The organism is Phytohabitans houttuyneae (assembly GCF_011764425.1).
Lineage (GTDB): Bacteria > Actinomycetota > Actinomycetes > Mycobacteriales > Micromonosporaceae > Phytohabitans > Phytohabitans houttuyneae.
Map to the genome: position 1 here is coordinate 3,324,463 of NZ_BLPF01000001.1, position 19,612 is coordinate 3,344,074.

Consider the following 19,612-nt stretch of genomic DNA (forward strand, 5'->3'; position numbering starts at 1 on the left):
CCAGCCGTTCCCCGTGGGCGGTGGGACGCCCTGATGGCTGCCGGGGCGGCCTATGCTGGGGCGCGTGACACAAACCCGCACCGCCGCCCGCGCCGCGCGCACCCTCGCCAGCGAGCTGGCCCGCCACAACGGCCCCAAGTCTGGCCTCGTCGTCGGCGCGCACGGCCGTTCCGCCACGCTGACCGCCGCCATCGAGGGCATGCTGCCCGGCGACACGCTCACCGCCGTGCCGGCGGAGGCGTCCGGGGCGGGCGCCCTCCGGGACCACATCGCGGCGCAGAGCCGGTGGGTGAGCGAGCGGGTCCGGGTGGCTGACTCGCTCGCCGAGGCGGACCCGGCAGACGTCGTGATCGTGGCCGAGCCGCTGCGGGGCTCCGCCGAGGAGGCGCGGGCGACGATCGAGGGCCTCACCAAGTACCTCGTCGAGGGTGGCATCCTGTCCGTGGCCACCGGCGTGACCGGCGGCGCAGCGGCCGAGCTCGACCGGCAGGCCGCGCTCTTCGGCGTCGGCTCCGACCTGGTGGTGCGCAACAACCCGCCGCTGCGCGTGCACCGCCTGCGCTTCACCACCGCGACCTCCGCGCTGGCCGGGCACATCGCCCCCGCGTACCGGCCGTCGAGCGTGCCGCTCACCCGCACCATGCACATCGACTCCAACGGCGTGGCCGCCGCCGGCATCACGCTCGGCCTTGCCGCGCTCGCCCGGCTGGCCCGCCCCAAGTCGCGGCTGTGGCTGGTGCCCGCGCTGGCGGCCGCGCCGGTGGCCGCGTTCTTCCGCGACCCGGAGCGCGACGTTCCCGAGGACCAGGGCGCGGTCGTGGCGGCGAGCGACGGCAAGGTGCTCTCCGTCGAGCGGCTGCACGACGACCGCTTCGGGCCGGGCGAGTTCCTGCGGATCGCGGTCTTCCTGTCCGTGTTCGACGTGCACGTCAACCGCGCCCCGGTCGCCGGGCGCGTGGTCGACCACTTCGTGACGGACGGCGGTTTCGCGGCGGCCATGCGGCCCGAGGCCGAGCACAACGTCGCGGCCTACACGGTGCTGGACACCGCCCGCGGCACGGTCGTGGTCGCCCAACGGACCGGCCTGGTGGCCCGCCGCATCGTGCAGCGCGCGCCGGTGGGCGCCCTGCTTGCCAAGGGCGAGCGCTTCGGCCTGATCCGCTTTGGCTCCCGCACCGACGTCTACCTGCCCGCGGCCGCTGCCGAGCCGCTGGTCGCGCCGGGAGACCGGGTCGTGGGTGGCGCATCGGTGATCGCCCGCTGGACCTGACGCGGCCCGCCCCGCGGATCGTGGACGTCAGCTGCCCTGTGAGGGGCACGGACGTCCACGATCACAGGGGGTCCCTCGGCCACCGCGAAGGGTGAGGCCGCGGGAACGCGCGCGCAACGGTCCGGACCACGACGGACGTCGCGGTAGCTCAAGATCTCTTGAAGCTGATCCCTCAGGCGGCGTGGCGGTGGCGCAGCCAGAGGACCGGGCCGCTGGCCACGTAGCCGACCACGATCGCGGCGAAGGTCAGGCGGGGATCGACCATCGCGCCGACGACCGGGAGCAGCCACAGCCACGGCGGCAGCTTGATCAGGCGGGCGATCTTGGCGTAGGGGAAGCTGGAGACCATCGCGAACGCAAGCAGTGCCACACCGGCCAGCTGAGCGGCGCCCGACAGGGGCAGCTCGATCAGCACGCCGAGAGCGAGCACGGCGGCGACCATGGTGGTGGGCACGCCGCAGAAGAAGCGGCCGTCCTTGGGCGAGACGTTGAAACGCGCCAGGCGGATGGCCGCGCACCCGGCGACCAGCGCGCACGTGGCCGCGGCGGCCGCGGCGGGCACGGTGCCGGACAGCGACGCGTACACGACGACGGGCGCGGCCAGGCCGAACGAGCACATGTCGGCCAGCGAGTCCATCTGGGCGCCGAAGGGGCTGACCACCCCGAAGCGGCGGGCCAGCGCACCGTCCAGGCCGTCGAACGCCACGCAGGCGATCAGGCACACGGCACCGGCCCGCACGTCGCCCTGCATGGACAGGAAGATGGCGAGCAGGCCGAGCGAGAGGCTGCTGAGCGTGCAGACGTTGACGAGCGCGAACATGGCCCGGCGTGCCGGGGTGTGCTCGCCCGGGAGCAGCGGGATGGTGCCGCCGCTCACGGCCGCGCCTGCGGGAGCCGGGCTCACCGGCAGAAGCGACTCGATCTCGTCGTCGGCCACCGAGTCGAAATGGGCCGGCACGACAACCGTGGAACCGGAGATCGAATCCGGCCGACGCCGGCCGACGCGGACCAGCAGCACCTGCCGGGCGAACGAGCCGCTGCGGCGCAAACGCCCTGCCCAGCGGCGCCCTCCAGGGCGTGGACTGTCCATCGCACGACGCCGGCGCCAGGGGGCTCTCGGCACGTATCCCTCCATGACCGGATCGGTTTGTCCGCCGCCTCGACGGCCGCCCGGTCGCACGCGGCCTACACCATCGCACAGTCCGGCTGGCTTGGCGATAGCCGAGCGGACCCTCGCCAGCGAACCCCTGGTGGGCCCGCCCGCGAAAATACGCAGCCTCACATTCTAGCCGGTGCTACCCAAACCGGCCGTCAAGTGCGATACGGCGGCGGCCGCCACATCCGTCAATGGCAGCGTGGCCGCCTCCGCCAGGTCGAACCAGCCGGCCCGCGCCGTCGAGCCACCGGCCGCCTCGGTTACGCGCGGTTCATCCGGTTTATCCACGATCACGCGGTATGTCGCCCTCACCGCGTGCCAGTCGATCGGGTAGCCCTCCGGCCCCACCGCCCGCGGGTTGCGCATGTGGGTCACGTCGAGAAGCTCGCTGATCCGCCCGACCTGGTCGGTCTCCTCGGCGAGCTCGCGCAGCAGGGCTGTGGCCGGCTGCTCGCCGTGGTCGGTACCGCCGCCCGGCAGGTGCCACTTGCCCGCGCCCGGGTACCCGTCGGCGATCTGCGTGAGCAGCAGGCGGCCGGCGGGGTCGGTGGCCACGCCGTACGCGGCGAAGCGCTGGCCGCGGGTCGGGCGCGGATCCACCGGCGGCGGGCTGATGTGTGCCGGTGCGGGACCGGTGACCGGCTCGGGCGCGAGCCCCAGGACCTCAGCGGTGAACGGCACCAGCGCCAGCCCGGCCAGCTCGCCCGGCGCCACCCAGGCGGCCAGGTCGGTGGTGCCGTCGAGCTCGTCGCGCAGGCTGCCGCCGCGCACGGTCACGTCGTAGATCACACGGTCGGTGTGCAAGCCCCACAGCACGTCCGAGACGGCCGCCCGCAGCGCGGTGACCGCCACGGCGAGGCCGGTCTCCTCGGCGAACTCGCGTACCACCGCGTCGGCCGGATGCTCGCCGTGCTCGATGCCGCCGCCTGGGATCTGCCACACGCCCGGGAGGTCGGCGATCGCCGAGCCGCGCACCAGGAGCACGCGCCCTTCGCCGTTGCGGCAGACGCCGTAAGCGGCGATCCGCCTCAAAGCCGAGCCGCGCGCATTGCCTCGGCGGTGACCTCGGTGAGCTCGTGCGCCTTCAACGCGTACAGCTCGTCACGGCCGAACCAGCGGGCCTCCGACGTCGAGCCGCCGACATCTCCCACGCTGGGCGCCGCCGGCGACTCCACGACGACGCGGTAGAACGCGCGCACGCCGTGCCAGTCGATCGGGTACCCCTCGGGGCCGAGCGAGGCGGCGTCACGGTGGCTCGCCACGCCCAGCAGCTCGACCAGGCGGCCCCGCTGTCCGGTCTCCTCCAGCAGCTCGCGGATCAGCGCCGCGCCGGGCTGCTCGCCGTAGTCGGTGCCGCCGCCGGGCAGGTGCCAGCAGCCGGCGCCGGGGTACCCGTCGGCGACCTTGGTCAGCAGGACGCGGCCCGCGGGATCGGTCGCGACCGCGTAGGCCGCGAAGCGCTGGGCGCGGTGCAGCCCGTCCGGACCGGGCACCGCGTAGAACGACGGGAAGTCGGGCGCCTCGTCCGGCCGCACGTCGACCGCGTCCGCCGGCAGGCCCAGCGCGGTCGCGGTGAACGGCCGCAGCGACAGCCCTCTCGCCCCGTCGACCGTGTGCCACCGGGCCAGGTCGGTGGGCTGCCCGACGCGGTCGCAGAGCGTGCCGCCGCGCACGGTCACGTCGTAGATCAGCCGGTCGGTGTGGATCGTGATGCCCCGGTGCGGGAGGGCCCGCATGTCCGCCAGCACGTCGCGCAGCCCGGTCACGCTCACCGAGAGGCCGGTCTCGGCCGCGGTCTCGCGGACGACCGTGTGGTTGGGGTCCTCGCCGTGATCGACAGCGCCGCCCGGCAGCGACCAGACGCCGGGCGTGCCTGAGCGGGGCGAGGCGCGCACGAGCAACACCTGCCCGTCGGAATCGGACACGACGGCGTAGGCCGCGATCCTGCGGAGCGGCTCAAGCGCGGGGGTCACAGGGGGCATTCTTCCCGAATGAGGTGACAAGTCTGTGACGACAGTCAGATTCCTGACAGACGCGGACCCATCCGGGGCGTCTCAGGGTAGGCATCCGGGCGCTCACCGAGGTCGTCGGGCCGCCCTGCGAGGACTGTGGAGACATGACCGAAAACCCTCCCTACAAGCAGCTCAGGCGCCCTACCACCGACCGCATCATCGCGGGCGTGGCAAGCGGCCTCGGCCGTTACTTCAATGTCGACCCGGTGCTCGTTCGCGTGATCTTCGCGGTGGCGACGCTGCTCACCGCCGGGGTTGCCGCGCTCGCGTACCCGGTCATGTGGTTTCTGATGCCGGAAGAGCCCATCGACGCACCCGCTTGGCCGGCGCACCCGCCGGCCGGTCCGACCGCCTGATCACTCCCACTCGATCGTGCCCGGCGGCTTGCTTGTCACGTCCAGCACCACCCGGTTGACCTCGGGCACCTCGTTGGTGATGCGGGTGGAGATCCGGGCGATCACGTCGTACGGCAGGCGGGACCAGTCGGCCGTCATCGCGTCTTCGCTGGAGACGGGGCGCAGGACGACCGGGTGGCCGTAGGTGCGGCCGTCGCCCTGGACGCCCACCGACCGCACGTCGGCGAGCAGAACGACCGGAAACTGCCAGACATCCCGGTCGAGCCCCGCCGCGGTGAGCTCCTCGCGAGCGATCAGGTCGGCGGCACGAAGCACGGCCAGCCGGTCGGCCGACACCGCGCCGATGATCCGGATCGCCAAACCGGGGCCGGGGAACGGGTGCCGCCACACCATCGCCTCGGGCAGGCCGAGCGAGAGCCCGAGCTGGCGTACCTCGTCTTTGAAAAGCGTCCGCAACGGCTCGACCAGCGAAAACTTGAGGTCGTCGGGCAGGCCGCCCACGTTGTGATGCGACTTGATGTTGGCCGTGCCGGTGCCGCCGCCGGACTCCACGACATCGGGGTAGAGCGTTCCCTGCACAAGGAACTCGACGTCGCCCGCCGCCGCGACCTCCCGCGCGGCGGCCTCGAACACCCGGATGAACTCGCGCCCGATGATCTTGCGCTTGTCTTCCGGATCGGTCACCCCGTCGAGGGCCGCGAGGAAGCGGTCCGCCGCGTCGACGACCTTCAGCTTGATGCCGGTCGCCGCGACGTAGTCCTGCTCGACCTGCTCGGCCTCGCCCGCACGCAGCAGGCCGTGGTCGACGAAGACGCAGGTGAGCTGGTCACCGACGGCCTTGTGGACGAGCGCGGCGGCCACCGCGCTGTCGACACCGCCGGAGAGGCCGCAGATGACCTCCTTGTCGCCCACCTTGTCGCGGATCGCGGCCACCTGGTCCTCGATGATGTTGCCCATCGTCCAGGTCGGCTCGATGCCGGCGATGTCGTACAGGAAGCGGGTCAGCATCGCCTGCCCATGCGCGGTGTGCGCCACCTCCGGGTGGAACTGCACACCAGCCCGCCGTCCGGCGACGTCTTCGAAGGCGGCCACCGGCGCGCCCGGCGAACAGGCGGTCACCGCGAAGCCCGCCGGCGCCTCGGTCACGCAGTCGCCGTGGCTCATCCACACCGACAGCTCGGCGGGCAGATCGCGCAGCAGCACGCCGGCCTCGGGGCGGGTGGCGAGCGCGGTGCCGCCGAACTCGCGCCGCCCGGTGTGCGCCACCGTGCCGCCGAGCGCCTGCGCCATGGCCTGGAAGCCGTAGCAGATGCCGAAGACCGGCACACCCGCGTCGAACAGCTTGGCGTCGAGCTGCGGTGCTCCCGGCTCGTACACGCTGGAGGGGCCGCCGGACAGGATGATCGCGGCCGGGTCTTTGGCCAGCATCTCGGCGACCGGCATCGAGTGCGGAACGATCTCGGAGTAGACCTTCGCCTCGCGCACCCGGCGGGCGATCAGCTGCGCGTACTGCGCCCCGAAGTCAACAACCAGTACCGGGCGGGGCACGCTCATGCCCGTCCTCGCTTCGCTACGGGCGGGCACGAGGCTCCACACGCGCTGAGTCCAACGATTCGCTCGCTCCGCTCGCTCATGTGCCGAAAGCCTACCGGCGCAGCTCCGCGGGAGCGCCGGGCGGCACGGCCGGCGCGCGGGGTGTGACCGGATCGACGCGGCGGTAGTCGGCCCCGAGCGGTGGGCGGGGGTCGGGCTCGCCCTTGTTCGGCCAGAGCGACATCGCCCGCTCGGCCTGCGCCGTGATGGTCAGCGACGGGTTGACGCCGAGGTTGGCCGCCACCGCCGCCCCGTCGACCACGTGCAGGCCGGGATGGCCGAAGACCCGGTGGTACCCGTCGACGACCCCCTTCTCGGGCGTGGCACCGATCGCCGCCCCGCCGAGGATGTGCGCGGTCATCGGCACGTTGAACGCGTCCGTCACCGCGCCACCCGGTATCCCGCCGATCTCCTCGGCCAGCATGCGTACCGCCTCGTTGCCGGCCGGGATCCAGGTCGGGTTGGGCGCGCCGTGCCCCTGGGTCGTACGCAGCTTTCCGCGCTTGTAGTGGGTGGTCAGCGAGTTGTCCACCGACTGCATGACCAGCGCGATCACCGTGCGGCTCGACCAGTCGCGCACGGAGAGCAGGCGCAGGTACGTCAGCGGGTGGGCGGCCATCGTCGCCAGCCACCGCAGCGGCCGCCGGGGCCCGCCGTCGACGAGCGCGGACTGGAGGAAGCCCATGATGTTCGAGCCTCGGCCGTAGCGCACCGGCTCGATGTGCGTGTGCTCGTCCGGATGGAACGAGCTGGTGATCGCCACGCCCTCGGTGAAGTCGAGCCCGCGCCGCCGCGCCTCGGGCCGCAGCACGCCGGCGCCGAGGATCGCCTCCGAGTTGGTGCGGGTCAGCGCGCCGACCCGGTCGGACAGGTGGGGCAGCGCGCCGGACGCCTTCATGGCGTGCAGCAGCCGCTGGGTGCCGAGCGCACCGGCCGCGAAGATCACCTGGTCGGCCTCGAAGACCCGGCGGTCCCGGCGCAGCCACGCTCCCGTGCGTACCGTCTCGATCTGATAGCCCGACCCCGACGGCCGCACCGTGACCGCGGTGGTCATGGGGTGCACCTCGACGCCGAGCCGCTCGGCGAGCCAGAGGTAGTTCTTGACCAGCGTGTTCTTGGCACCGTGACGGCAGCCGGTCATGCACGAGCCGCAGTTGAGGCAGCCGGTGCGCTCGGGGCCGGCGCCACCGAAGTACGGGTCGGCGACCCTCTCCCCCGGCCGTCCGATGTGGACGCCGACGGGCGTGGAGTGGAAGGTGTGGCCGACCCCCATCCGCCCGGCCACCGCGCGCATCGCGCGGTCCGCGGCGGTGTCATGGGGGTACGTGGTGACGCCGAGCATCCGCTTTGCCTGGTCGTAGTGCGGCGCAAGCTCGGCGCGCCAGTCGGTGATGTCCCGCCACTGGGGGTCGTCGTAGAACGGGGGCATCGGCTCGTAGAGGGTGTTGGCGTAGTTGAGCGAGCCGCCACCGACGCCGGCGCCGGAGAGCACCAGCACGCCGGAGCCCGACTGCCCGCGCGCCGACCGGAGCAGCGTGATCCGCTGGATGCCGAAGCAGCCCAGCGCGGGCGCCCAGAGGAAGCGGCGGGTGCGCCACGAGGTCTTCGGCAACTCGTCGTCCGCGAAGCGCCGCCCCGCCTCCAGCACGGCGACCGAGTAGCCCTTTTCGGCAAGCCGCAGCGCGGCCACGCTCCCCCCGAAGCCTGAGCCGATCACGACCACGTCGTAGCGCATAACGCCATCATTACTCACGAGTAGCTAGCACACCAGAGCACTGACCGGGCACGATGCCACTCTATGACTCGGCGACGTTGGATCATGCTTGGCGCGGCGGCCCTGGCCGCGGTCGTGCTGCTGGGTGGTGGCGCGGTGGCGGTGGCGTACGCGCTGCGCGACAGGTATGAGGTGCCGACCGCGGACCTCTTCGGCACGCCGACGCCGTCGACCTCTCCCTCGGCCACGCCCAGCCCGACGCCCCCACCGGGCGCCGACATCACCGGGCCGCTCAACATCCTCATCGTCGGCGTCGACACCCGCGAGGACGACCCGACGTGGGAGCCGCACGCGGACGCGGTGACGATCCTGCACGTGCCGCGCGGGTTGAAGACCGGGTACATGTTTTCGCTCCCCCGCGACCTGGTCGTCGACATCCCGAGGTTTCCCAAGTCCGGCTACCGGGGCGGGCGCACCAAGCTCACCCACGCGATGAGCGAGGGCAGCCGGCGCGGCGACGCGAAGCCCAACGTCGCGCAGGGCTTCCAGCTGCTGGCGCAGACGGTCAGCCGGTACACCGGGATCAAGCGCTTCGACGCGGGGGCGGTGCTGACGTTCACCGGGTTCCGCAAGCTCGTGGACGCGCTCGGCGGCGTGGACATCTACGTCGACCAGCGCACTCCCTCGCAGCACCTGCGCCCCGACGGCCGCGGCCGCTCGGCCGGCGGCGGGCCGGCCGGCTACGGCGGACCCCAGATGGTGTACGAGGTGGGCATGCGCCACCTCAACGGCTGGCAGGCGCTCGACTTCTCCCGGCAGCGCTACCTGCCCGGCGGTGACTACACCCGGCAGCGGCACCACCAGCAGCTCATCCGCGCGGTGATGGCAAAGGCGCTGAGTCTCGACGTGGCACGCAACCCGGTCGAGTTCGACCGCGTGCTGCGCGCACTCGGCCAGACGTTGACCTTCGACGGCCGCGGCCGGCCGGCGCTCGACTTCGCGTACGCGCTCAGTGGCCTGACCGCCCAGTCGCTCACGCTCGTCACGCTGCCCGGCGCCGGCGTCGGCCGGGGGTCCGGCTACCGGGGCGAGCAGCTCACGGCGGAGAGCCGCAAGTTCATCTCGGAGCTCGCCGCCGGCCGGGCGGACGCGTACCTGCGCGCCCACCCGAAGCTCGTCGTCCGCCGGTAGCTACTTGGGGATGGCCGGGGCGGTCTCGCCGATCAGCCAGTCGTCGAAGAGGTCGTCGAGCGAGTCGCCGGAGACCCGCTCGGCCACCGTGATGAACTCGGCCGTGGTGGCGTTGCCGTTGCGCTTTTCCGCCGTCCAGGTCTTGAGGATGCGGAAGAAGTCGTCGTCGCCGACCTCCAGGCGCAGCGCGTGCACGGCGAGCGCACCGCGCTTGTACACCGCACGCCCGAACAGGCCCGCGCGACCGGGGTCGGCGGTCGGTTTGTCCCAGTCCATGCCGTCGTACTCGCGCTGGAAGCTCTCCTGCACCGACGGCCCGCCGCCCTCCTCGGACCACAGCCACTCGGCGTAGCTGGCGAAGCCCTCGTTGAGCCAGATGTCCCGCCACTGCGCGATCGAGACGCTGTCGCCGAACCACTGGTGGGCCAGCTCGTGCGCCACCACCTCGGTAAAGGGGCCCTGCTTGAAGAAGAGGCCGCCGTAGACGGGGCGGGACTGAGTCTCCAGCGCGTACCGGATGCGGTCGTCGTCGACCACCACACCGCCGTACGCCTCGAACGGGTACGGGCCGAACTGGGTCTCCAGGAAGTCGGCGATCTCAACGGTCCGCTCCATGGCCAGATCGGCCGGGCCGCCGGCGGGCAGCGTCGACTGGATCGCCGTGAAGACCGGCTTGCCCTTGTGCTCGCCGGTCTCCACCCGGTACCTGCCGACCACGAGGAAGGCCAGGTAGCTGGCCATCGGCACCTTCTCCGACCACTTCCACGTGGTCCAGCCGCCGTCGTCGGTGTTGCCGCCGGGCACGCCGTTGCTGAGCGCCGTCAAGCCTTCCGGGACCGTGGCCTCCACGTCGTACGTGGCCTTGTCGATCGGGTGGTCGTTGACCGGAAACCAGCTGCTCGCCGACTCGGGCTGGCCGAGCGCGATCGCGCCGTCGTCGGTGTGCAGGAAGCCGCCCTCGCCGAAGTCGGGGCTCTGGATCGCCTGCGGCTTGCCCGAGTACCCGATCTCGACGGTGAACTCGGCGTCCTTGACGATCCCCTCCGCGGGCGTGATCACGAGCTCGGCGTCTTCGCGCTTGTTTTCCGCCGCGGTGCCGTTGACCTTGACCGTGTCGACCGAGAGACCGACGAGGTCGAGGTTGAAGCTGGACAGGTCGTCGGTGGCGGCAGCCGTGATCGTGGCGGTGCCGGTGAGGCCGTCGGTGCTCGGGTCGTAGCGCACCGCGAGCTTGTAGTGGCGCACGTCGTACCCGCCGTTGCCGTACTTCGGGAAGTACGGGTCGCCGACCCCCTCCTCCCCGGGCTGGAAGTCGGGCTTGGTCGCCTGCGGCGATCCAGGCCCCGGGTCCGGGGAGGAGTCGGTGCAGCCGCCGGCGGCCAGCGCCGCGACGGCCACAGCGGCCAGGATCCTGCGATTCACGTAGCGAGCGTCCTCTCTAGCGCCGAAAGCGGCAAGAAAGCGGTCGTCGCGCCGCGGGCACGCGACGCGACGACCGTCGACCGGAGAGGAGGGTATCGCTACCGATCAAGCACGAGGCCGACGCGCTGGAACTCTTTGACGTCGCGGTAGCCGCACTTGGCCATCGCCCGCTTGAGGCCTCCGAAGAGGTTGAGCTGCCCATCCGGCGCGTCGGCCGGCCCGTACAGCACCTTTTCGAGGCTGCCCAGCGGCTGCTCGTCGGCCACACCGAACGCGCCGCGCGGCAGCTTCGGGTGGCTGGCGGCCGAGTGCCACCACGCACCCTGCCCCGGCGCCTCGTCGCTCAGCGAGAGCGGCTCGCCGAGCATCACCGCGTCGGCGCCGCAGCCCAGCGCCTTGGCGATGTCGCCCGAGGTCTGGATGTCGCCGTCGGCGATCAGGTGGACGTACCGCCCGCCGGTCTCGTCGAGGTAGTCACGGCGGGCCGCGGCCGCGTCGGCGATCGCGGTGGCCATCGGCACGCGGATGCCGAGCACAGTGTCCGTTGTGGACCACTCGTCGGCGCCGACACCCACGATCACGCCGGCCGCGCCGGTGCGCATGAGGTGCAGCGCGGTCTTGTAGTCGGTGCAGCCGCCCGCGATCACCGGCAGGTCGAGGTCGGCGATGAACTCCTTGAGGTTGAGCGGCTCGTCCGTCGTGGAGACGTGCTCCGCGGAGACCAGCGTGCCCTGGATGACCAGGATGTCGACGCCCGCGTCGAGGATCACCGGGGCGAGCGCGAGCGTGTGCTGCGGCGAGACGCGCACGGCCACGGTCACCCCGCCCTCGCGGATCGCGCGGACCCGCTCGGCGATCAGCTCGGGGCGGATCGGCTCCGCGTACACCTCCTGGAGGCGGCGGGTCGCCGGTGCCTCCTCGTCGAGCGAGGCAAGCTCTTCGAGGATCTTCGTCGGGTCCTCGTAGCGGGTCCACAGCCCTTCGACGTTGAGCACGCCGAGGCCGCCGAGGCGGCCCAGGCCGACGGCCGTGGCCGGGCTCATGATGGCGTCCGACGGATGTGCCACGCACGGGATGTCAAAGGGGTACGCGTCGAGCTGCCAGGCCGTGGAAACGTCGTCGACGTCCCGCGTGCGGCGGCTCGGCACGATCGCAATATCGTCGAGGTGGTATCCGCGCTGCGCGGTCTTTCCCAACCCGATCTCCACCACGTCACGCACGGGTTGCTCCTATCGCGTGTGGTAGTTGGGCGCCTCGACGGTCATCTGGATGTCGTGCGGGTGGCTCTCCTTGAGGCCCGCCGCGGTGATCCGGATGAGCTGTCCGCGGCGGTGCAACTCGGGGATGCTCGGCGCCCCCACGTACCCCATAGCGGCGCGGAGCCCGCCGATCAGCTGGTGAGCGACCTGCGACAGCGGCCCGCGGTAGGGCACTTGACCCTCCACGCCCTCGGGCACGAGCTTGTCTTCGCTGAGCACGTCGTCCTGGAAGTAGCGGTCCTTGGAGTAGGACCGGGCCTGCCCGCGCGACTGCATCGCGCCGAGCGACCCCATCCCCCGGTATGCCTTGAACTGCTTGCCGTTGATGAAGAGCAGGTCGCCGGGGCTCTCCTCGCAGCCGGCGAGAAGGCTGCCCAGCATGACGACGTCGGCGCCGGCCACGAGGGCCTTGGCGATATCGCCCGAGTACTGGATGCCGCCGTCACCGATCACCGGCACGCCGGCCGGTCGGCAGGCCCGCGTGGCCTCCATGATCGCGGTGATCTGCGGCACGCCGACGCCCGCGACGACCCGCGTGGTGCAGATCGCGCCCGGGCCGACACCCACCTTGACCGCGTCGGCACCGGCCTCGACCAGCGCCTTCGCCCCCGCGAACGTCGCCACGTTGCCACCGACGATGTCGACCGAGGGCACGTCCTTCTTCAGGCGGGCGACCATCTCGACGACATTGCGGCTGTGGCCGTGCGCGCTGTCGACCACCAGCACGTCGACACCCGCGTCGACGAGCGTGCGGGCCCGCTTGTACGCGTCGTCGCCCACGCCCACCGCCGCGGCGACCCGCAGCCGGCCGGCGTCGTCCTTTGTCGCGTTGGGAAACTGCTCGCTCTTGGCGAAGTCCTTGACCGTGATCAGGCCACGCAGCCGATCCGCCTCGTCGACGATCGGCAGCTTTTCCACCTTGTGCTGGCGCAGCAGGGCCAGCGCCTCGTCCTTGGAGACCCCGACCCGCGCGGTGACCAGCGGCATCCGGGTCATGATCTCGCGCACCGGCGTCGCGCCGTCGGTGACGAAGCGCATGTCGCGGTTGGTCACGATGCCGACGAGCGTGCCGTTGGTGTCGGTGACCGGCACGCCGGAGATCCGGTATCGCCCGCAGAGCGTGTCGACGTCGCGCAGCGTGTCGTCGGGGCTGCAGGTGATCGGGTTGGTCACCATGCCCGCCTCGGAGCGCTTGACCAGGTCGGCCTGGAGCGCCTGATCCTCGATCGAGAGGTTGCGGTGCAGCACGCCCACGCCGCCCTGCCGGGCCATCGCGATCGCCATCCGCGCCTCGGTCACCGTGTCCATGGCACTGGACACCAGTGGGATGGCGACGGTGACGTTGCGGGTCATCCGCGTCGACGTTTCGACCTGCCCGGGCACCACGTCCGATTCGGCGGGCTGGAGCAGGACGTCGTCGAATGTCAGCCCGATCGGCACAGCCTCGGCGGCGGGCAGGTTATCCACAATTGGGTCCTCTCGGTGGCGCGATGGTTCATCGTACCCATCGGCCGGTTCGCCCATCGGCGCCGACCTGCGGGTTGCCAAGTCATAACTGAGTACGCGCGGCACACGCGGAGAGCAGGGTTGCGACTACGGTGGAGGGGTGCAGCACGACGAGCCGATCGACCCGTTCAACGGCGATCCCGCTGACCCGTCCGCGGGCCTGGAGGACCTCGGTGAGGACCCCCAGCTCGACCCGCTATCCGACGCGGAGCGGCAGGACGTGCTGGAGGACCTGGCCGACCTCGAGATCTACCAGGCTCTGCTGAGCCCCATCGGCATCCGCGGGCTCGTGATCGAGTGCGAAGACTGCCACGAGCCGCACTACTTCGACTGGGACCTGCTCCGGGGCAACCTGCGCCACCTGCTCAACTCGGGGCGTCCGAGGGTGCACGAGCCGGCCTACGACCCGGATCCCGATCACTACGTGACCTGGGAGTATGCCCGGGGGTACGCGGACGGGGTGCACGACACCCTGTCCGAGGGGTCAGACGAGGACGCCTGACCCCTCGCACCCTCAGGTTGTCTTAGGCGACGAGCCCGGCGCGGAAGCCGGCGGCCACGGCGTGGGCCCGGTCGCGGGCGCCCAGCTTGCGAAACAGGCGGCGGGCGTGGGTCTTGACCGTGTCCTCAGAGACAAAGAGCTCCCGCCCGATCTCCGCGTTGCTCTTGCCGTCGGCCATGCCGCGCAGCACCTGCAGCTCGCGCTCGGTCAGCGTCATACGCCGGGCCACGACCTCGGGCCGGTCGCCGGCGCGGGGGCCGACCCGCCAGCTCGGGCCGGTGTTGGGGCTGGCGCCGGGCGGGCGGCCCGGACCGCCTGGGCCCACGTCCAGCTGGTCGCCGCGCTGCACCGGCACCATCGAGGGCGGCTGGGTGCGGGAGAGCGGGCCGTTGGTCTGCCGGCTGGTGGGGGCACCTGCGGCGCGGTCGGCGGGAAGCCCCGCGTCTCCGGGGGGCTCGCCGGCGACGGCGACCGCCTCGCCGGCCCGGGAGACCGCGGGCCGGGCGGCGGCCGGTCGGGCCGGCTCGGGCAGGCAGAGCAGCAGAGCCTTGGCGACGATGCTCACCAGGTCGTGATCACCGCCGCCACGCAGCACACCGCGCGCGCCGGCGGCGATGGCGGCCGCTGCCGTACGGGGATCCTCGGCGCCGAAGAGAATGATCACCGCCCCGGGCGCCCGGGCCAACGCCCGCCGGGTGAAGCCCACGCTGTCGCGCCTGGTCAGCGCGGTATCCGCGAGGATTATGTCGGCGGGGCGCTCGGCCAGCCGGAGTAAAGCTTCGGTCTCCGACACGGCGGTACGCACGACGCCGCTCATCCCAAGGCGGGCGGCGGCGGATGCGACGGTCTGCGCCGCGAGCGGTGTCCGGACACATACGAGGACGGTACGCACTGTGATCCTCCTCTTCCTCTGAGGAGGAGACCACGGAACCAACTGATCATTACGGGCTTTCGGACGAAAGAAGTTGAAAGTTCCCGACAGTAGACACGCCGGTTTCCCTACGGGCGTGCGCGGGTAATTCGTGTTCCGCGTGGCCGCAGTGCCTCGTGGGAGGAGTGTCAATGTCCAACGTAGCTAGGTTGCCCGGCCCCATCGCCGACATCTGGGACTGGCAGCGGCTGGGCGCCTGCCGGGGTAGGGACAGCGCGCAGTTCTTCCACCCGGATGGCGAGCGCGGATCTTCGCGCAACCGCCGGGAAGCGAAGGCCAAGTCCTTCTGCCACTCCTGCCCCGTGCGGGCGGAGTGCGCCGCACACGCACTGTCGGTTCGCGAGCCGTACGGCGTGTGGGGCGGATTCAGCGAGTCCGAACGGCTGCGGCTGCTCGCCGTGGGCTGGGAGGACCTCGCCGACCGCCATCACAACTGGGTCGACGTGACGCGCCTGGAGGCCCGGCTGGGCCGGCCGCACAAGTCGGTACCGGCGGCTATCCCACCTCAACGTTTACCGAGTGCCACCCGGTAGCACCGTCCGGCGCGGGCGGCCTCTCCTCCTCCGGCTGCACCTCGCCGGTCGAGTCGGTGGCGCGTACCTGTAGCCGGTGCTTGCCCGGCGTCGCGTCCCACCGCCACGACCATTGCACCCACGTGTCGACCGAAACCGAGCGGGCCAATGTGGCTTCCTGCCACGGCCCGCCGTCGACGCGTACCTCGACCTTCTTGATGCCGCGGTGCTGCGCCCACGCGACACCCGCCACGGTCACCGGGCCGGCGGTGAGGTTGTTGCGTGAGCGCGGCGTGTCGATGCGGGACTGGGTCTTGATCGGCGCCTGGGCCGACCAGCCGCGCGGCACCCAGTACGCGTCGAAGTCGTCGAAGCTCGTCACCTCCAGCTCCGTGATCCATTTGCACGCGGACACGTAGCCGTACAGCCCCGGCACGACCATCCGCGCCGGGAAGCCGTGCTGGATCGGGAGCGGCTCACCGTTCATGCCGACGGCCAGCAGCGCGTCGCGTCCGTCACGGAGCACCTCCGTCGGCGTACCGCAGGTCCACCCGTCCGCCGAGCGCCCCACCACCTGGTCGGCGCCGTCGAGCGGGCCGGCCTCGTCGAGCAGCTCCTTCAGCGGCACGCCGAGCCACAGCGCGTTGCCGATCAGGTCGCCGCCCACCTCGTTGGAGACGCAGGCCAGCGTCACGTACCGCTCGACCATCGGCCGGGCCAGCAGCTGGTCGAACGTGAGCGTGATCGGGTTGCGCACCCGGCCGTGGATCCGCAGCGTCCAGGTCTCCGGATCGACCTGCGGCAGCACGAGCGCGGTGTCGATGCGGTAGAAGGAGCGGTTCGACGTGACGTACGGCGCGAGCTGCGCGAGGTTGAGGTCCGCTCCGGCGGGTACCGCCGGTGCGGCGCCGGAGGCCACCGGCAGGCTCACTGCCCTGCGCGCCTCGGCGACGGTGCGCCGCGTGGCCAGCCAGCGACCGCCGAGGCCGCTCACCGCGGCCGCGCCGGCCACCACGGCCACGCCGGTGAGAAAACGCCGGCGATCGACGGGATCGGCGGTCTCGGCGGGACCGGAGATCAGGCGCCACAGGACCACGCCGGCGACCGTGGCGCCGACAAGGGACGGCACCACCGCCTCCACGCCGGCGTTCGGCCTGGTCAAGGCGGCGGCGACGCCGATCACGCCGAAGAGCGCGATGCCGGCCACGCCGTACCAGACGTTGCGGAGCGCGAGCCAGCCGATCAGCGCGGCAAACGCGGCGAGCAGCACCACGGTGCCGGTCAGGAGTGCGGTCTTGTCGTGGGTGCCGAACGTATCGATCGCAAACTGCTTGAGCGGTTCAGGCACGTGGTCGACGACGAACCCGCCTACCGCCACAAGTGGAGCGGAGCGGGCGCCCGTGAACACCGCCACGAACTCCGCGAGCCCGAGGGCCACCGCGGCCGCGGCTATCCCCGCCAGCGCACCGCGCAAGCCTTTTCGCATGGCCCAAGTCTGCCGCGCCGCACGGCGCGATGTGGAGCCTCGTAAGGCGCCTGTAACCAATGATGGGGCGCTCCCGAAGGAGCGCCCCCAGCAAAAGGAGAGGTGAAACCTAGAACCCGGGTCCGTGCTGGTGGCCGTGCCCGTGGCCGTGGCCGTGGCCACCGCCCTGCGGCTCGGCCTTCTCCGGCTTTTCCACGATCAGGCTTTCGGTCGTGAGCAGGAGGCCGGCGATCGACGCGGCGTTGGTGACCGCGTTGCGGGTCACCTTGACCGGGTCGACGATGCCGGACTTGGCCAGGTCGACGTAGTCACCGATGGAGGCGTCGAGCCCGATGCCCCAGTCGTTGCCACGCACCTTCTGCACCACGACGTAGCCGTCGTGTCCAGCGTTCTGCGCGATCCACCGCAGCGGCTCGTCGAGCGCCTTGCGGACGATCGACACGCCGACGCGCTCGTCGGCCGCGGCCTCGTTTCCGGCGAACTCAAGCCCGCCGTCGAGCGAGGATGCGACCTGTACCAGCGCGGCGCCGCCGCCCGGCACGGTGCCCTCCTCGACCGCGGCCTTGGTCGCCGAGATCGCGTCCTCGATGCGGTGCTTGCGCTCCTTCAGCTCGACCTCGGTCGCGCCACCCGCCTTGATCACCGCGATGCCGCCGGAGAGCTTGGCCAGCCGCTCGGCGAGCTTTTCCCGGTCCCAGTCGGAGTCCGAAGCCTCGATCTCCTTGCGGAGCTGCGAGATCCGGTCGGCGACCTCGGTGTCGCTGCCGCCACCCTCGATGATCGTGGTGTTGTCCTTGTCGACGACGATGCGCCGGGCGGAGCCGAGCACCTCGAGGCCGACCGAGTCGAGCTTGTAGCCCAGCTCGGGCGCGACCACGCCGGCGCCGGCGAGGATCGCCATGTCCTGCAGCATCGCCTTGCGGCGGTCGCCGAAGCCGGGAGCCTTGACCGCGCAGACCTTGAAGGTCTTGCGGATCGCGTTGACCACCAGCGTGGCCAGCGCCTGACCCTCGACGTCCTCGGCGATGATCAGGAGCGGCTTGTTGGCCTGGAGCACCTTTTCCAGGAGCGGGAGCAGCTCCTCCACCGAGGAGATCTTCTGCGTCGTGATCAGCACGTACGCGTCTTCGAGCACCGCTTCCTGCGCGTCCGGGTCGGTCACGAAGTGCGGCGAGACGAAGCCCTTGTCGAACTGGAGGCCCTCGGTGACCTCGAGCTCGGTGGCGAGGGTGGAGCCCTCCTCGACGGTGATGACACCGTCGCGGCCGACCTTTTCCATCGCCTCGGCGATCAGGTCGCCGATCGTGGCGTCCTGCGCCGAGATCGTGGCGACGTGCGCGATGGCCTGCTTGTCGGCGACCTCGATCGCCTTGGCGAGCAGCGCCTTCGACACGGCCGCGGCCGCGACGTCGATGCCCCGCTTGAGGCCCGCCGGGTTGGCACCGGCGGCGACGTTGCGCAGGCCTTCACGCACCATCGCCTGGGCGAGCACGGTCGCGGTGGTGGTCCCGTCGCCGGCGACGTCGTTGGTCTTCGTCGCCACCTCCTTGACCAGCTGCGCGCCGAGGTTCTGGTACGGGTTGGAAAGCTCGATCTCCTTGGCGATCGTCACGCCGTCGTTGGTGATCGTGGGAGCGCCGAACTTCTTGTCCAGCACGACGTTGCGCCCGCGCGGGCCGAGAGTGACCTTGACCGCGTCCGCCAGCGCGTTGACGCCGTGCTCAAGCTGGTGCCGGGCGTCGTCCGAGAAACTCAGGATCTTCGCCATGTAAGTCCCTTCAGAGCGGGACGCCCCGGACCGCGCGGAGCCGGCCCGGGGCGTGTCAGCGTGCTAGTCCTTCGGGCGCTGGTCGTCGCTTCGCGGGCCCGCGAAGCGACGAGTAGCGCGGGAAAATCTGCCAGTCACTTCTCGATGACGGCGAGGACGTCGCGGGCGGAGAGCACCAGGTACTCCTCGCCGGCGTACTTGACCTCGGTGCCACCGTACTTCGAGTAGATGACCGTGTCGCCGACCTTGACGTCAACCGGGATCCGGTTGCCCTTGTCGTCGACGCGGCCGGGGCCGACAGCGAGGACGGTGCCCTCCTGCGGCTTCTCCTTGGCGGTGTCGGGGATCACGATGCCCGACGCCGTGGTCGTCTCAGCCTCATTCGCCTGGACCAGAATCCGGTCCTCGAGCGGCTTGATCGCAACCTTGGTCGCGGTAGTCACGGGCATACCCTCCTGGGGTACTTGTCTGGTAGCCGACCGGATCACTCCGGACGGCGGTCATGCTCTGCCTCATGCCACCGGGCGGTGCCGTCGTCGCGGGTGCCGGCGTGCCCGAGAGCTAGCACCCTCAGTTTGAGAGTGCTAACTCGCAGGTTATGCCGGTGGCTAGCACTCCGTCAAGGAGAGTGCCAGCGTGCCCCGAACCGATGGCGTGGCGGCCCGGTTTGCGGCATGGTCGGTAGGAGTACCCCGCAGCAGCCCGATCCGCGCGGAGGCGATGACATGCAGGCCACAGTCGGTGACCACTTGCACGTGCACAGCAACTCGGTCGGCACCAGCGACCGGATCGCCGAGATCGTCGAGGTCCGCGGGGTGGACGGCCAGCCGCCCTACCTCGTCCGTTTCCCCGACGGCCACGAAAGCCTGATCTTCCCTGGCCCGGACTGCGTGGTCGAGCCCACCGACCACTGACATCCGGGCGGAGCCGACAA

At 71.5% G+C, this 19,612-nt stretch carries 18 protein-coding genes; 6 read left to right on the forward strand and 12 right to left on the reverse strand.

Annotation, left to right across the window (positions count from 1 at the left end):
- Window positions 1-52 precede the first annotated feature (52 nt).
- Window positions 53-1,270: a phosphatidylserine decarboxylase gene (locus Phou_RS14710; protein WP_173056563.1), complete on the forward strand. Its 1,218-nt coding sequence runs from the start codon at window positions 53-55 to the stop codon at window positions 1,268-1,270.
- A 172-nt stretch (window positions 1,271-1,442) separates the two neighbouring features.
- Here Phou_RS14710 and Phou_RS14715 read toward each other — a convergent pair whose 3' ends face one another.
- The 3 genes from Phou_RS14715 to Phou_RS14725 all read right to left on the reverse strand — a co-directional run bounded on the left by Phou_RS14715 (window position 1,443) and on the right by Phou_RS14725 (window position 4,399).
- Window positions 1,443-2,318, reverse strand: a complete 876-nt coding sequence (locus tag Phou_RS14715; protein ID WP_173056564.1) for a CDP-alcohol phosphatidyltransferase family protein — start codon at window positions 2,316-2,318, stop codon at window positions 1,443-1,445.
- Between the two features lie 237 nt (window positions 2,319-2,555).
- Complete coding sequence (locus tag Phou_RS14720) at window positions 2,556-3,458, reverse strand: NUDIX hydrolase (RefSeq protein ID WP_173056565.1); 903 nt, start codon at window positions 3,456-3,458, stop codon at window positions 2,556-2,558.
- A complete protein-coding gene (locus Phou_RS14725; RefSeq protein WP_173056566.1) occupies window positions 3,455-4,399 on the reverse strand; it encodes an NUDIX hydrolase in 945 nt (314 codons plus the stop codon). The genes Phou_RS14720 and Phou_RS14725 overlap by 4 nt, the downstream gene beginning before the upstream one ends.
- Window positions 4,400-4,542: 143 nt before the next feature.
- Here Phou_RS14725 and Phou_RS14730 point away from each other — a divergent pair, with 143 nt between their 5' ends.
- The gene (locus Phou_RS14730; RefSeq protein WP_173056567.1) at window positions 4,543-4,794 is read left to right on the forward strand and encodes a PspC domain-containing protein; all 252 of its coding nucleotides are present in this window, start codon (window positions 4,543-4,545) and stop codon (window positions 4,792-4,794) included.
- Here the strand turns inward: Phou_RS14730 and guaA are convergent, their stop codons facing one another.
- Window positions 4,795-6,348, reverse strand: a complete 1,554-nt coding sequence (guaA, locus tag Phou_RS14735) for a glutamine-hydrolyzing GMP synthase (protein ID WP_173056568.1) — start codon at window positions 6,346-6,348, stop codon at window positions 4,795-4,797.
- Window positions 6,349-6,439: 91 nt separating this feature from the next.
- Window positions 6,440-8,122 (reverse strand): FAD-dependent oxidoreductase, encoded by a 1,683-nt coding sequence (locus Phou_RS14740; RefSeq protein ID WP_173056569.1) that lies wholly within the window; start codon window positions 8,120-8,122, stop codon window positions 6,440-6,442.
- A gap of 63 nt (window positions 8,123-8,185) precedes the next feature.
- Here Phou_RS14740 and Phou_RS14745 point away from each other — a divergent pair, with 63 nt between their 5' ends.
- Window positions 8,186-9,292, forward strand: coding sequence for an LCP family protein (locus tag Phou_RS14745; protein ID WP_173056570.1), 1,107 nt, complete (start codon window positions 8,186-8,188; stop codon window positions 9,290-9,292).
- Here the strand turns inward: Phou_RS14745 and Phou_RS14750 are convergent, their stop codons facing one another.
- From Phou_RS14750 to guaB, 3 genes are all read right to left on the reverse strand, one after another.
- Window positions 9,293-10,714, reverse strand: a complete 1,422-nt coding sequence (locus Phou_RS14750; protein ID WP_173056571.1) for a M1 family metallopeptidase — start codon at window positions 10,712-10,714, stop codon at window positions 9,293-9,295. It abuts the gene before it with no gap.
- A gap of 98 nt (window positions 10,715-10,812) precedes the next feature.
- Entirely contained in the window at window positions 10,813-11,934 is a 1,122-nt protein-coding gene (locus Phou_RS14755) for a GuaB3 family IMP dehydrogenase-related protein (protein ID WP_173056572.1), read from the reverse strand.
- 9 nt (window positions 11,935-11,943) lie between these two features.
- The gene (guaB, locus tag Phou_RS14760; protein WP_246273560.1) at window positions 11,944-13,440 is read right to left on the reverse strand and encodes an IMP dehydrogenase; all 1,497 of its coding nucleotides are present in this window, start codon (window positions 13,438-13,440) and stop codon (window positions 11,944-11,946) included.
- A 139-nt stretch (window positions 13,441-13,579) separates the two neighbouring features.
- Between guaB and Phou_RS14765 the strand changes: the two genes are divergently transcribed.
- A complete protein-coding gene (locus Phou_RS14765; RefSeq protein ID WP_218579028.1) occupies window positions 13,580-13,981 on the forward strand; it encodes a DUF5319 domain-containing protein in 402 nt (133 codons plus the stop codon).
- Window positions 13,982-14,003: 22 nt separating this feature from the next.
- Here the strand turns inward: Phou_RS14765 and Phou_RS14770 are convergent, their stop codons facing one another.
- Window positions 14,004-14,873 carry a response regulator transcription factor gene (locus Phou_RS14770; protein ID WP_246273561.1) on the reverse strand — a complete coding sequence of 290 codons (870 nt, stop codon included), beginning with the start codon at window positions 14,871-14,873 and terminating at the stop codon, window positions 14,004-14,006.
- 170 nt (window positions 14,874-15,043) lie between these two features.
- On the opposite strand from Phou_RS14770, the gene Phou_RS14775 reads away from it, so the two are divergent.
- Complete coding sequence (locus Phou_RS14775) at window positions 15,044-15,445, forward strand: WhiB family transcriptional regulator (protein WP_173056574.1); 402 nt, start codon at window positions 15,044-15,046, stop codon at window positions 15,443-15,445.
- Here Phou_RS14775 and Phou_RS14780 read toward each other — a convergent pair.
- From Phou_RS14780 to groES, 3 genes are all read right to left on the reverse strand, one after another.
- Window positions 15,408-16,910 carry a sulfite oxidase gene (locus Phou_RS14780; protein WP_173056575.1) on the reverse strand — a complete coding sequence of 501 codons (1,503 nt, stop codon included), beginning with the start codon at window positions 16,908-16,910 and terminating at the stop codon, window positions 15,408-15,410. The two genes, Phou_RS14775 and Phou_RS14780, sit on opposite strands and share 38 nt — an antisense overlap.
- 109 nt (window positions 16,911-17,019) lie before the next feature.
- Window positions 17,020-18,678 (reverse strand): chaperonin GroEL, encoded by a 1,659-nt coding sequence (groL, locus tag Phou_RS14785; RefSeq protein ID WP_173056576.1) that lies wholly within the window; start codon window positions 18,676-18,678, stop codon window positions 17,020-17,022.
- Between the two features lie 134 nt (window positions 18,679-18,812).
- On the reverse strand, window positions 18,813-19,121 hold the full coding sequence (gene groES, locus Phou_RS14790; RefSeq protein ID WP_498070960.1) for a co-chaperone GroES: 309 nt from the start codon (window positions 19,119-19,121) through the stop codon (window positions 18,813-18,815).
- 282 nt (window positions 19,122-19,403) lie between these two features.
- On the opposite strand from groES, the gene Phou_RS14795 reads away from it, so the two are divergent.
- A complete protein-coding gene (locus Phou_RS14795; protein ID WP_173056577.1) occupies window positions 19,404-19,592 on the forward strand; it encodes a DUF1918 domain-containing protein in 189 nt (62 codons plus the stop codon).
- Window positions 19,593-19,612 lie beyond the last annotated feature (20 nt).